The organism is Winogradskya humida, from assembly GCF_016862215.1.
GTDB classification, from domain to species: Bacteria; Actinomycetota; Actinomycetes; order Mycobacteriales; family Micromonosporaceae; genus Actinoplanes; species Actinoplanes humidus.
In genome coordinates this window covers 1-14,546 of sequence record NZ_BOMN01000116.1, presented here as the reverse complement: position 1 = coordinate 14,546, position 14,546 = coordinate 1, and the positions used below count along the sequence as shown (strand labels likewise).

General features: G+C 65.1%; 5 protein-coding genes. 4 read left to right on the top strand and 1 reads right to left on the bottom strand.

Annotation, left to right across the window (positions count from 1 at the left end):
* Positions 1 to 334: 334 nt before the first annotated feature.
* Entirely contained in the window at positions 335 to 1,282 is a 948-nt protein-coding gene (locus Ahu01nite_RS40675) for a hypothetical protein (RefSeq protein WP_203842100.1), read from the bottom strand.
* Between the two features lie 568 nt (positions 1,283 to 1,850).
* Here Ahu01nite_RS40675 and Ahu01nite_RS40670 point away from each other — a divergent pair.
* The 4 genes from Ahu01nite_RS40670 to Ahu01nite_RS40655 are packed head-to-tail and all read left to right on the top strand — an operon-like array spanning position 1,851 to position 14,385.
* Positions 1,851 to 3,491, top strand: coding sequence for an integrin alpha (locus Ahu01nite_RS40670; protein WP_203842099.1), 1,641 nt, complete (start codon positions 1,851 to 1,853; stop codon positions 3,489 to 3,491).
* A complete protein-coding gene (locus Ahu01nite_RS40665) occupies positions 3,491 to 7,126 on the top strand; it encodes a LamG-like jellyroll fold domain-containing protein (protein WP_203842098.1) in 3,636 nt (1,211 codons plus the stop codon). The genes Ahu01nite_RS40670 and Ahu01nite_RS40665 overlap by 1 nt, the downstream gene beginning before the upstream one ends.
* A gap of 33 nt (positions 7,127 to 7,159) precedes the next feature.
* The gene (locus tag Ahu01nite_RS40660) at positions 7,160 to 13,993 is read left to right on the top strand and encodes an RHS repeat-associated core domain-containing protein (protein WP_203842097.1); all 6,834 of its coding nucleotides are present in this window, start codon (positions 7,160 to 7,162) and stop codon (positions 13,991 to 13,993) included.
* Entirely contained in the window at positions 13,993 to 14,385 is a 393-nt protein-coding gene (locus Ahu01nite_RS40655) for a hypothetical protein (RefSeq protein ID WP_203842096.1), read from the top strand. The genes Ahu01nite_RS40660 and Ahu01nite_RS40655 overlap by 1 nt, the downstream gene beginning before the upstream one ends.
* Positions 14,386 to 14,546 lie beyond the last annotated feature (161 nt).

Below are 14,546 nucleotides of genomic sequence, written 5' to 3'. Positions count from 1 at the left end.
ACTTTCAACGAGACCGCGTCAGGCGTTCGCTTGCACGGTGTTTTGGACGATGCCTGATCCTGGTATTGCAGCTCGAACCGTCCGCTTCTGCCGCCGACCGCGCGTGGAGGCCGGCGGCGAGCTGTTACGCGGCGTTACGCGCGTCCAGGGCGGCCCGACGCACGCTCGTGCCGAAATCCGAGCATTCGATCATTGGCTTTCATGGTTTTCGGCGGAGCTCAATCTCGCCGGTCAAGCGGATCCTCGCTTGGTCGATCAACTCTTGGTAGTTCTGCTGGAACGGACCCACGAGTTCTCACTCGAGCAGCGCGGGAGCCGCACACGGTTGCGGCTGTCACTGCTGGTCGCGGGTCGGTGTACTGCTGCCGTACTTGTAGAAGCGGCTTCGCTCCACGGCCGGAACAATCCGCTGCTGGAAGATTCGCCGGGCTGTGTGCAGGTCGAAATTGGTCTGACCTGACGCAAGGCTCAGCGCTATGTCCAGTGGCAGGTGTAGGAGTTTTCCCTGCCAGGCCAGATAGATGCCGATCGACCGGAGATTGAAGTGGTCCTCGACATCACACAACACGTAGCCCAGGAGTTGGTCGACGAAGGCCCCCATCGACGGGGCTGGTTCCGGGTAGGTTTTGACGTCGACCAGGGCGCCGCCGAGGATGAGATCACCGATCGCGAACGCCTCGTCGAAGACCGGGCGGATGACTCGCGGCCCGCCCAGCCGCGCCATGCTCGGCTGGCCGCGGGTGACGTAGGTGTGCCAGAGCGTTTCCAACGCCTCTCGAACGTCGGGACCTGGGCCTTGGCTGCCGAACATGGCCAACCACAGGTGGTAGGACTGCCGGAATTGTTCACGGTCCGGGTGTCGCAGCCTTCGCAGAATGCCCGAGTACTGACAGAGCATCCACGCATCACGGAGGAGTTCGGACGCGGGTGCAGATGGCGTCCATGACGCTGGCCGTTGCCACTCACCAAGCTCACCGTTGACGCTGCTTCCGATGACGTGTTGGAGGCCAGCATTTTGTAGGACACGTGCGGCTTCCTCGTGGGCCACCATGTCGAAGACATCGGCATAGGGGACTGTGTCGGCCAAGTCGAGACCGATGGCCCACTCGATGGCGCCACCGATCGCAGCCCGCAGACCACCATCAGGGACTGTGGCGACCGGAGGCAGTCGCTGTATCTGCGCGTTCCAGACAGCGACAAGGGCATCCCTTGCCGGAAATGAATCATGGAGGAACCGGGACGCCGGTGACTCCCGATCGGCCAGCTCCGTCGTCAGAGTCATGCTCCTCCACCATTTGTATCGATAGTTACCTATGATATTGGCTGACGCTAGCGGGCGAAGGATCCCGGGTTGACCGACGGCGTGCCGAGACCCAGCGGCAGACCCGGCTGCGGTCTGCGCCTGGATGTCCCCCGACGTTCCCCTCAGCATCCGATGGCTCGCCGTACACGGCTGCAACCTGTTCGCTCCTGGGCTGCGAGGTCGACGTTCTCGCATCCCGCGTGGAACCGCTCGGGCTCAGTGTGAGGAGCGGAAAGTGACGGGGCGGGGGCTGACTCTCGAGTTCGCAAGTCGGCGTAGTTACTGCTCGCCGTTCGGGCTAGCAGTAGCTCATCCTTTCGGTTGATTTTGCTCTGTCCGTCGACGTCGTGCCGCACTGATGTATGGCACTGCTTCGATGCATTGACCTGCAAGATCAAGAAGAGGTTGATCCACATTGGGTGGTCTTGCTTCCCCGGTTGCTTACTGCCTGTGCGTTGTGCTGTTCGGATCGTGACCCTTACGGTTCACCGGGCTAGTAACAGAACGGGGATGCCGGGTGACTTTCGGTCGCTTCACGGGGAGAACTGTGTCCGCTGCAAGGCGGCGCACATTGATAGCGGGGATCGCGGTCCTGGCGCTTGGCGCCGGTGCAGTGTTCGGGGGTGACCTGGCGTTCAGCAAAGAGCGCAACCCGATCCGGCGTTCCGTCGCGGCCGTTACTGGCTCGTCATCCAACACGAATGCCACCACTGAGACTGCACTCCGCACCAAGGAACAGGCAGCAGCGGCTGCCGCGCTGGCGCCGGCGGTAGCGGGCTGCACGGCTGGAGCGGATTCGGACTTCAACGGTGACGGCATCAGCGATGTCGCCATAGGCGACCCGGACGCTCTGGTCGGCAGGCAGGCGCGGGCCGGCACGGTCACCATCGTGTACGGCGGAACCGGCACGGTGCAGGTGCTCTCGCAAGGCATCTCCGGTGTGCCCGGGGGCCCCGAGGCCGGCGACCAGTTCGGTTTCGCCCTGGCCTCCTACGACGCCAACAAAGACGGCTGTGCAGATCTTGCGGTTTCCGCGCCGTTCGAAGGCACCACAACCGACGCCGCGGCTGGTGCGGTTGTGGTGCTCTACGGCGCGCCGACCGGGCTGTCCACGGGCTCGGCGGGCACCTTCATCGAGGCTCTCGGCACGGGCTGGGAGGATCACAACGACGCGGACGACTGGTTCGGGTACTCACTGGCGGCAGGCAATACACCTGCTGGTGATCCGTTCGTGGTCATGGGCGTGCCGGGCGCGGACATCTCCTCCGCCCCCGGTGCCGGAATGGCGCTGTACCTGCGCAACACCACCGTCGTGAACCTCTACTCCGGACACGGAATCAGCGGCGTACCGGAGGCTGACGACCGGGTCGGTTTCTCGGTCTCCGCCTCGCCTTACCACGTGGCAGTCGGGTCTCCCGGGGAAGCGCTGGCGGACGTGGTCTGGGCCGGTGTGGTGAACGTCTTCACCCACGACATCGTCAGCGGGCTGCTGAAGCAGGTTGCCGTGGTCGGGGAGAACGCTGCCCAGATCGGGAACACGCCGAAGGCCAATGACAACTTCGGTAAGTCCGTGTCGCTTGCCCCGTACCGCGCACCGGGTGCGGCCGCCGGGACGGTGACTTCGATCCTCGCGGTTGGTGCGCCTGGCACCGAGGTCAATGGTTTGTCCGATGCCGGTCTGGTCCACCGCTTCCTCGTCACCGCGACTGGTGCGACCCGCATCGACTCGCTCTCGCAGGCGTCTGCCGGTGTCGCGGACGACATCGAGGACGGCGACTACTTCGGTGATGTGGTGCGGCTGGTCAATACCAAACCGGGCGAGGTTTCCACGGCGCAGACTGTGCAGTTGGCGGTTGGTTCGCCGGGTGAGGACGTCGGAAGCGTCCTGGATGCCGGGTCGGTCAGCGTGTTTGCGGGTGCGGTCACCCCCGTGACCCCGGCTGACGTGACGGTGGCCCGTCGCACCGGATCGATCGGCGGTGCACCGGGCTTCCAGGAACTGCTCGGCGGTTACTTCGGTGTCTCCCGTACCTATCTGTATGTCGCCAGCCCCTACCGCGACGGCGGCAAGGTTTTCGCTGTCAAGTGGGCAGATCTGGCGCAAGGCCTCGCGGTGCCGGCCCAGACGTACACCGCGAACGCGGGCGGCATCCCCGCCGGCGTCTCGTTCGGGGCGGCGGTGGCTTGATGCGCGTACGCAGCAAGAATCTCGATGAATTCGGCACGGGGAAGGATCTGCGGGTGAGGTCGGCCGCCAGCAATCGACGCACCGGACTGGCGGCGGGCCTTGCCGCGCTGCTGGTGCTGGGCATAGCCGCCGTGCCAACCCCAGCTCGGCGGGACGTGCCGCAGCCTGCGCCAGAGATGCTGCCGGTGGCGGAGACCGGCACTGAGCCGATGCGCCAGCACGAGCAGGACGCCATCGACCTCGCCGCCCAGATCGGGCAGCGGGTGGAAGTTGGCGATCTGCGCGACGAGAGCCGTACGGTTTACGCCAAGCCCGAGGGCACCATGCTCGCGATCGAACACACGCGGCCGGTCCGGGTCGTCCGCGACGGCAAGTGGATAGCGGTCGATGCCACTCTGGTCAAGGCGAGCGACGGGTCGCTCGGCCCGCGCGCCGCGACGTACGGGCTGCGACTGTCCGGTGGGGGCAGCGGTCCGCTGCTCACCGCCCAGCGGGCCGGCCAGACCTTCAGTCTCGAATGGCCGGGTGAGCTGCCAAAGCCGACGTTCGAGGGTGCCCAGGCGACCTACCCCGAGGTACTGCCGGATGTGGACCTGGTGATCAATGTCAGCCCGGACGCGTTCTCACACGTGCTCGTCATCAAGAGTGCGGAAGCCGCTCAAAACCCGCAGGTGCAGAAGATCGCGTTCGGTCTGACCACCTCCGGGATCAACCTTCGGGAGACGCCCGAAGGTGGCGTCGATGCTATGGACAACACCGGCGGCGTCGTCTTCGAGGCATCGCGACCGAGCATGTGGGCCTCCGACGAACCGGCCACCACCGCGGCGGCCCGGTCCGCCGCCAAGAAGGTCGACCCCACTCCGGCCGCTCCGGAGGAAGCCGCACCGAACCCGTCTTCCGAGGTTCCCGTGGACGTCGACATCACCGCGACCACGGTCAGCCTGACACCCGACGCGGGGATGCTTGCCGATCCGGGGACGACCTACCCGGTCTATATCGATCCGGTATGGGCGACCGCGAAACGCTCGGCCTACACGATGGTCGCCAAGGGCTACCCCAGCGAGTCGTACTGGTCGTTTGACAAGAAATCCGACGAGGGCGTCGGTAAATGCCCCGTCGAGTACGGCGGCTGCGACGGCACAGACGTCAAGCGGCTGTTTTACACCGTCCCGACGCCCTATCTGGGCAAGGACGTCCTCTCCGCGCAGTTCGCCGTCACCATGACGCACACCGCCAGCAGTTCGGCGCGAGCTGTCCAGCTCTTCAAGGCCAAATCAGGCATCAGCAAGTCCACGACGTGGAGCAATCAGCCCGCCTCGGATGGCACTCTCGATACGGCCTCGCCGACCGGCACCCGCAGCAGCTGCGCTGACGGCGATCAGAACGTGCGTTTCGACGTCAAAAGCGCGATGGGCGACAGCTACACCGGTAAGAGCCTGACCTTCGGGATGCGTGCGTCCGACGAGGGTGACACCACGGCCTGGAAACGCTTCTGCGGCAACGGCCAGCTGGAACTCACCTACAACCGGGCGCCGAACACACCGGCCATCGCCAAGCTGACCTCATCGCCCGGCGGCACCTGCCGCAGCGGCACCAGCCGGCCGATCGTCCCGGACTCGCCGACCTTCTACATGTACGTCTCCGACCCCGACCACGCCGCTGCCCACAAGGAAGAGGTCCGGGCCGAGGTCCTGTTCACCTGGTCCGGCGGATCGAAGACCGTCACCACCGCGTACAAGGCCGGTGATGGCAAGGCTCGGTTGCAGATGACCCCCACCGGGCTACCGCAGAACACGGTGGTCAGCTGGAAGGTCCGCGCGCAGGACGACGACGGCTGGTACGGCGGTTACAGCTCTCCGGCGTGCGAATACTTGATGGACACCAAGGCGCCCCCGGCCGCCGACATCGATTCGCCGGACTTTCTGCCCCTCGACGCGGCCGAGAAGACTAGCGCCTGCGCCCCCGACGACGAGGTTCGTAAGTACGCGGGCATGTACTCCACGTTCACGTTCGACAGCTCGGGTACCGACACGGTTCGCTACCGCTACGGATTCGATACCGCGCCGACCACTGACCTGGTGCCCCGAAAGGCTGACGGCACCACCGTCAATCCGGGTGGACCGGTCAGCATGCGGTTCAAGGCGGACGTCGCCGGCGAGCACGTTGTCAACGTGGTGGCGTACGACGCCGCCGGTAACTCGTCGGAAAGTAACTGCCGTTTCACCACCGCGACTCGTAAGGGCGTCGGCGAATGGCAGCTCACTGACCAAGCCGGTGCGACCACTGCGGCCGACACCGGCGGCGACCACCCGCTGGCCGTCAAGCCCGGTGTCACCCTGGGTGTCCCCGGTCCCGGTTGCGCGGCCGCCCTGGGGGAATGCACCCGGGACCGGGCTGCCCGGTTCAGCGGTGCCTCGGACGGCTATTTGGAGTCGAACACCAACGCTCTGATCGACACCAGCGGTTCCTTCTCGGTGGCTGCCTGGGTCAAGCTCAACGACCTCACCGTTGATCACACGGCCGTCAGTCAGGACGGCACCGGTGAGCCTGGATTCACCCTCGGTTATGACGCCAGCAGCGGCAAATGGTCGTTCGAGGTGCCCTACCTGGACGTCAATACCCTCGGTGTCTGGACGTCGACGAGCGACACTCCCGCGCGCACCAATGAGTGGACCCATCTCGTTGGGGTGTTCGACGAGGAAGTGAACTCGATGCGGCTGATCGTCAACGGCGTCGGGCAGAACGTCGTCCAGAACCGCACTGCATGGAAGTCCCGCGGCGCCGTGCAGATCGGTCGCCTGCTCGACAAGGGCGGATACCGGGACTGGTGGAACGGTGAGCTGTCCGACGTCGCCGTCTACGACCGCATCGTGTCGATCCGCGAGGCTTCGATGATGGCCAAACTCCGGCCGGTCCGGCTCGGCTACTGGCCCCTCAACGCGACCACCACCGACAAACGCAGCATCGAGTACGACGGCAACACCGTCCGCGACCTCTACCTCGAGGGCGACGCCCGGATCAACATCCCGGACCTGGCCAACGACCCATTCGCTGACACCGCTCTGGTGGGCGCAGGTGAACTGGTACTCGACGGGATCGACGACCGGGCCCGGACCAACGCCGCAGTGGTACCGATGAGCGGGAGCTTCACAGTCTCCGCCCGAGTCCGTATCCCCTCCGCGGGCTGCGCGCAGAACATGACAGTGATCTCCCAGGCCGCCACCAAGACCAGCGGGTTCCGCATCCGGTGCACCCCAGTCGATGGGGGCCTCTGGGAACTGGTCATGCCACAGACTGACGTGGCCGCCCCTCCGGCTGACCAGACGACCACGATCACTGACACCACCCACTACGTGAACGACTCGCAGGACGGGCAGCACCTCGCGCTGGTCTACAACGCGTTCACCAAGGAGCTGTCGTTCTACGTGGACGGTCAACTGGCACAGGTAGAGCCCGCCGAACCGGCGGCGATCCTCAACGCGGGCGGTGCCCTGCAACTGGGCCGCGCCATGGTCGGTGGCACCTACGGCGAGTACTTCGCCGGTGTGATCGACGACGTCCGCGTGTACTCCGGCATCACCGATGCCACCACCGTTGCCCTCATGGCGAACCGCCAGGAACAACCCAGCCTCTGACGTCCCGCCCGGTTGCTTCCCGGAGGAGTAACGATGTCCCCCCACAGACGTGTCCGTGTGCGCCGCGCACTCGGCTTCCTGACCGCTCTCGTCGTCACCAGCACCTTCCTGCAGGCCGATCCGCCCGAAGCCCAGGCGAGCCCGGTTCCGCTACCGGCACCGGCCGCCACCGGCAAACCGGCCAAGGCGGTGAAAGCCCCTTCCGGCCGTACCGACCTGCCGGACCGGGCGCTCGCCATGGCGCGCAAACCCACGCCCGCACCCGTCTGGCCGGCGGCGGGGGAGAGGGAGGTGACCGTCACCCCGGTCACCGCCCGCGCGGCGAAAACGACGCCGGTAAAGGCAAAACTGCGGACCTACGACCATGAGACCTCGGTACGCGTCAAGGTCGACGGCCCGGTCATGCGCCTGACGCCCGCCGCGGCGGGAACCGTGCGGCTGACCGTCGACTACGCTGCGTACTCATCAGCAGGCAGTGCCAACTTTGGTGCCCGCCTGACGCTGGTGAGCCTTCCCGAATGTGCGCTCACTACGCCTGAGACACAGGCGTGCGCGCCGGTCCGGCTCGCGGCGGTCAACGACAGCGAAGCCCGGACGCTGACCGCCGAGGTGCCGGTCGCAGCGGCGAGTTCGCTCGTGGCGGTGACCGCGACCGAGAGCTCGGCCCAGGGCAGCTTTGCCGCCACGCCGCTGTCTCCGACGTCGACCTGGAGCGTCACGCCATCGTCCGGCGCGTTCAACTGGTCGTTCCCGGTGAACTCGCCGTCGGCGCCCGGTGGATTCGGCCCCGGCGTCAGCTTCGGCTACAACTCCCAGACAATCGATGGGCGTACCTCCATCACCAACAACCAGGGCTCCTGGGTCGGTGAAGGGTTCAGCTACGAACCGGGATACGTCGAGCGCCGGTACAAGTCGTGCGCCGACGACGGTCACAAGGAGGTCGGCGACCTCTGCTGGGCATACGACAACGCGGTGCTCTCCCTCAACGGCAAGTCCAGCGAGCTCGTCCGCAGCGGCGACACCTGGCGGCTGGCAAGCGACGACGGTTCGAAGATCGAGAAGCTGTCCGGTGCCACCAACCGCGACGAGGGGACCGGTGCCGGCAAGGGTGAGCACTGGAAGCTGACCACCACCGACGGCATCCAGTACTTCTTCGGCCTCAATCAGCTGCCCGGCTGGAGCACGGGCAAGGTCGAGACCAAGTCGGTCTGGACCGTCCCCGTCTACGGCGACGACAAGGAGAACGCCGACGACAAACTGCCGTCAGACACCGTCGCGCCGGCCGAGCCCTGCTACAACGCCACGTTCGCCAACGCCAAGTGCCAGCAGGCCTGGCGCTGGAACCTCGACTACGCGCTCGATCGCCACGGCAATGTGATGACCTACTACTACACGCCCGAAAAAAACTCGTACGCCCTGGGCCGCAAGATCGACGTCGCCGGCACCGAGTACGACCGGGGCGGCTACCTCGACCACATCGAGTACGGCCTGCGCGCCGGCTCCGTCTACACCACAGCCGCCGCCACGCGGGTCGACTTCGCCGTCGCCGAGCGTTGCGATGTGGCGGTCGCCGCATGCAAGTCCGGCACCCTGAACAAGGACACCCAGAGCGCGTGGCCGGACGTACCGTTCGACCGCATCTGCGCGGCAGGGGCCAAGTGCACGATCGACCAGGCGACCCCGACGTTCTTCACCCGCAAACGGCTGACGACGGTCACCACCCAGGTCCGCAACGGCGCCACCACGTGGACGCCGGTGGACCGGTACACCCTGGATCACCTGTTCACGGACAACGGTGACGGCAGTAGCTCGCTCTGGTTGCACACCATCACCGAGGAAGGCGTCTACGGCGGCGGGACGGCCTTGAAGTCGGCGTCCGTACGCCTGGACGCGCTGCAACTGCCCAACCGCATCCTCAAGCCCGGCGGCAACGACATGCTCGGCAAGATGGTCCGGCCACGGCTCGGCACCGTCTACTCCGACTCCGGTTCGCAGATCGACATCGAGTACGCGAAAGCCAACTGCAGCGCGGATTCCGTACCCGACGAGGGCAAGAGCACCAAGCGGTGCTTCCCGGTCAAGTGGCACGGCGCCGGTGTCGAGGAAGTGGTCACCGACTGGTTCCACAAGTACGTCGTCGCCGCCGTCCGCGAAACCGACCTCACCACCGTCGCCCCTGGCACCGCCCTGCCACCGGACATGGTCACTTTCTACACGTATGAGGGTGACGCGGCCTGGCGGTACCCGGACCCCGACGGCATGACCGAGGCGAAATACCAGACGTGGAACGAATGGCGCGGCTACGCCAGCGTGCTGGTCACCAAGGGCGACGACAATGCGGTCCGAACCCGGTCGCGGCACTTCTACCTGCAGGGCATGGACGGCGACAAGAACCCGGACGGCGGCACCCGGTCGGTGACGGTGGAGGACTCCACCGGCACGAAGTACACCGACTACGACGAAGCGGCCGGGCTCGAGTACGAGACCGACGTGCTCGACGCCGCGGGCGCTGTGGTCAGCAAGGAGACCACCACGTCGTGGCGTAAGCAGACCGCCGCGCAGACGCGCTCCTTCGGCACCCGGCGGGCCTATCTGGTGCGCCCCGAGACCAAGCGCAACTTCACCGCGCTCGAGGCCGGGGGCTGGCACGAGACGAAGACGGTCACGGCGTACGACGGTGACGCGGCCTACCCGGTCGGCCGGGTCACGCAGGTCGAGGACCAGGGCGACGTGACCAAGACCGGCGACGAACGGTGCAGCCGGACCACGTACGCGGACAACACCGCCACCAACATCCGCACCCTCATCGCCGAGGTCGAAACCGTCGCGGTGCCGTGCGCGACCACCCCGAACCGGGCGACGCAGCTGATCTCCGACGCACGCACCTACTTCGACAACGGTGCTCTCGGCGCCGCCCCGACACGCGGCCTGGTCACCAAGACCGAGAAGCTGAAGAGCCACAACGGCACCACGGCGACGTACCAGACGTTCTCGGAAAGCAAGTACGACGCGTACGGGCGGCCTACCTGGGGCCGCGACGCCGGCGGCACCGAGTCCCGCCTCGAATATGTCGAGACCAACGGGCGGACCACGAAGAAGACCGAGTTCAGCCCGAAGATGACGATCGCCGCGCAGACCCCCGTGGAGTTCGCGGCCGTCACGGAGTACGACCCGGGCCTGGGGATGCCCACCAAGCAGTACGACTGGAACAACAAGCTGACCGAGATGGCGTACGACAAACTCGGCCGGCTGACCAGCGTCTGGCTCCCGAACCGCAAGTCGAGCGGCGACCCCAGCATCAAATACACCTACGTCACGGGCAACGGCAAACCCGCCGCCGTACGGACCGAGCGCGCCGGTAACACGACCGGTGTTTGGAGCTCCGAATGGCAGATCTTCGACGGCTTCCTGCGACCCCGGCAGGTTCAGGGCGAGGGTCCGGACGGCCGGATGGTGGCCGACACCTGGTACACGTCCACCGGCGAGGTCGACCGGATGGGCGAGGCCCGCTGGGTCACCGGTAGCCCCTCCAGCGAACTGCTGCTCACCAACCGCAACGACCCCGACCTGTCGACCGGCTATCTCTACGACGGTCTCGACCGGGTCACCGACACGATCACCTTCGTCGCCGGTCAGGAGAAGTGGCGCAGCCGCACCTACTACGGCGGTGACCGCACCTACGTCCAGCCACCCCAGGGCGGCGTCGCCACCGCCACTATCACGGACGCGCGTGGTCAGGTCACTGAGCAGTGGCAGTTCAAGACCAACCCGGCGTCGGGCAAGCCCAGCGGCGCGCACGACACCACCAAGTACACATACACCGCGGCGGGGCAGCTCGCGACGGTCACCGACCCGGACCAGGACGTCTGGTCGTACGCGTACAACCAGGCCGGGCAGAGGATCAGCGCGACCGACCCGGACAGCGGCACCGGCACCTTCGCCTACGACACCGCAGGCCGCCTGCTGTCCACCGAGGACGCCCGGCACCGCAAGATCGAGACGGAGTACGACGACCTCGGCCGGGTCACGGCCACCTACGAAGTCGCCGGCACCGTCCGGACCCCGCTGACCAAGCAGACCTGGGACGTCAAAGCGAAGGGCCAGCCCTACATCTCGACCCGGTTCGTCAACAACCAGCAGTACGCCTCCGCCGTGATGACGATGGACGACTTCTACCGTCCGCTCGAGACCCGTTACGTCATCCCGGCCGACGCCGGCAGCGGCCTGTCCGGCACGTACTCCTTCTTCACCGCGTACAACACCGACGGCACGCTGCAGTCCTACGGCACACCGACAGTCACCGGTGGGCTGACCGCTGAAGCCGTCGCTTACACCTATGACAACCTTCAGCGGGTCAAGACCGTCAGCACGGCCAAGAACCCCATGGTCACCAGTATCGCCTACGACCCCACCGGCGAGGTGACCGACGTCAAACTCAACGCCGGTCAGCGCACCACACAGGTGTCGATGGCCTACGAACGCGGCACCCGGCGGCTGCTCACCAGCAAGGTCACCCGGGAGGCATACACCACGCCCACCAACCCTGTCCCCGACCGCCCGGCGAACGACGTCAACCAGCAGTTCAAATACGACCCCGCCGGCAATGTCCTGTCGATCGAGAACACCCCGGCAACAGGCCAGATCGACACCCAATGCTTCGCGTACGACTACCTGAACCGGATGACGGACGCGTTCTCAACCGGGACCACCGGCGACAACCCATGCGCCGCGGACACCGTCGGCGGTGTGGCGCCGTACCACCACTCGTACACCTACGACGGCAGCGGCAACCGCCTCACCGAGACCGTCCACGCGGCCGGCGACACCCCCGCCTCCTCCAAGAAATACGACTACCCTGACGGCCACGAACTGTCCCAGCTGACCGAAACGGCCTCGTCCGGAGCCCAGAAACTCTGGCGCTACGAGTACGACGCGTCCGGCAACACCACCAAACGCAGCGAGGCAGGCGAAGACCAGACCCTCACCTGGGACGCCGAAGGCCACCTCGCCTCAGCCACCGCGGCGGACGGCACCAAAACCAGCTACGTGTACGGGCCGACGGGTGAACGCCTGCTCCGCAAAGAGCCGAAGGCGACCACGCTCTACCTGCCCAGCATGGAACTGCGCATCGACACCACCACGGGTGTCCTCAGCGACACTCGTTACTACGGCCTGCCGGGCGGCGTGGTCGCGGTCCGATCCGCCAAGGGCATGCAGTGGCAGATCGCTGACCGCAACGGCACCGGCGAAGCCGCTGTTGACGCTGTCACCGGCGACATCGTCCTACGCCGCTCCACCCCCTTCGGTGGGGAACGCGGCGTCCAGCCGACCGCTGCCCAATGGGTCGGCGAACGCGGCTTCGTCGGCGGAACCAAAGACAGCACCACCGGGCTGACCCATCTGGGGGCCAGAGAATACGACCCGGTGACAGGCAGATTCATCTCGGTTGACCCGGTCATCGACGTAACCGACCCACAGCGGATGAACGCGTACGCCTACGCGAACAACAGCCCCGTCACCTTCAGCGACCCCAGCGGCCTGAAGTTCTGCTCCGACGACAACTGCGGCGACGGCGCCGACTTCGTCGACACCAACGGCGACTACCACGAGGTCGAGGGCGACAACGATGGTTGCGGCGGCTGCAGTGGGGATGACGACAACTCCAGCTCGGGCAGCAGCGGAGACAGCGGCAGCAGCGGTAGTAGCGGCACCAGCACGGTTGCCAGCACCGGCGACAACACCTCGCCCGAGGTCAAGAAAGCCAAGAGCGAGGCCCAGAAGGCCCAGGAAATGATCGAGAAGGTCGGCCGCGAACTCATCAAGTTCGTAGCCGACGAACTCGGCATCACCGACGCCATCGACTGCTTCACCAAGGGCGACATCGGGGGCTGCGTCTCCACCCTGATGAACATCGTCAGCATGGTCGTCGGCGGCGCAGTCGGCAAACTCGTCGCCCGCTACTGGAACAAACTCGACAAACTCGACGACCTATACAAACGGGCCAAATCAATCGGCACCGAGCTCTGGAAAGCCTTCGACGAATACAAAAAGAGCCGCAAAGCTCTTCAAGCGGTTGAGGAAGGTGCTAGCTGCGCGATTACCTTCGAGCAGCACAGCTTTGCGGCCGGTACGATGGTTCTGATGGCCGATGGCTCGTACAAAGCCATCGAGGACATCCGGGTCGGTGAGAAAGTTGTCACGTACGACGCGGGAACAGGAGCCGAAGCTACTGAAGAGATCACTGCTACTCACGTAAACTTGGATCACTATTTCACGGACGTGAGCATCAAGGGGGAGGTGGGCGAAGCTGTTCTGTACACCACCGCAAATCATCCGCTGTTGAAATCGGCTGTTGATGAATGGGCGCCTGCTGCGGGCCTTGTCGCTGGCGACGCCCTGCAGTCGACCGGCGGAGCTGTTCCTGAGGTTGTCGAAGTGCGGGATCGGGTCGGCTCAAGTGTGATGTACGACCTGACCGTCGATGACATTCATGCCTATTTCGTACGTCCCGGTGACACCCCGGTACTTGTCCACAATGCAACGCCTAGCCAGAAATGTGATCTCACTCTCGGCGCCGGACCCTACGCGCGGGAGGGCGTTGCGCTCGTGGACGGCGACATCGACGACCCCTTCGTGCGGGATTTAATCAACGTAGTCGGCGACAAGAACGGGTGCCACACATGTACGGCCAAGACCCCCGGTACACGGGAGGGGGACTGGATTCCTGATCATCAGCCGGCAACTAAGATCTTCGACGTGGGTATCAAGTTGCCACAGCAGACTGCTTATCCACATTGCCTGACCTGTGCTCGGATACAGGGCGGCGTTGTAAGTAGCATCAAAAGAAACGCGGCGAAAGGTTTTTGATGGCTGATTTGTTAGTTTCATTTAAGGCGAAAATATCTCATGGGGCTCTGTTGGTACGTGATTTGACTGCAGAGGACGATATCTCCGATTGGGATGCTGATTCGTCGAACTGGTATCAAGAAGGAAATTCAGTCATTTTTGGCGTGGCTCCAGCCGTCGATGGGTTGGTTGAAGTAGAAGTGTGGAAGGGGTCCCCGCCTTCGAAACTTGATAATGCAATTTTTGAGACTGAGTTGCAGGATGCGGGTCCTTGGTTAGTGGTTCACGATTCAGAAGAAAGGGTCCGGATGGAGTTTCGATCGGGTCGAGGGGCAGTTTCTCTGCGGGCACTGGGTGATGACCTCATCAACCCGTCAAGGGTGCAAATAATTGTGGAATTATCTGCAGCATAATGCGAACTTCTATTTCGCACCCGTACTGTTGGCGCGCTCGGGTGCCAGATTGATACCCGCCTGGTGGAGAATCTCCCAGACCGTGGACGCGGCGACCTTCACCCCCCAGCACGAGCAGTCCGCCGTGGATTCTGCGGTAGTCCTAGTAGGACTTTGTTAGG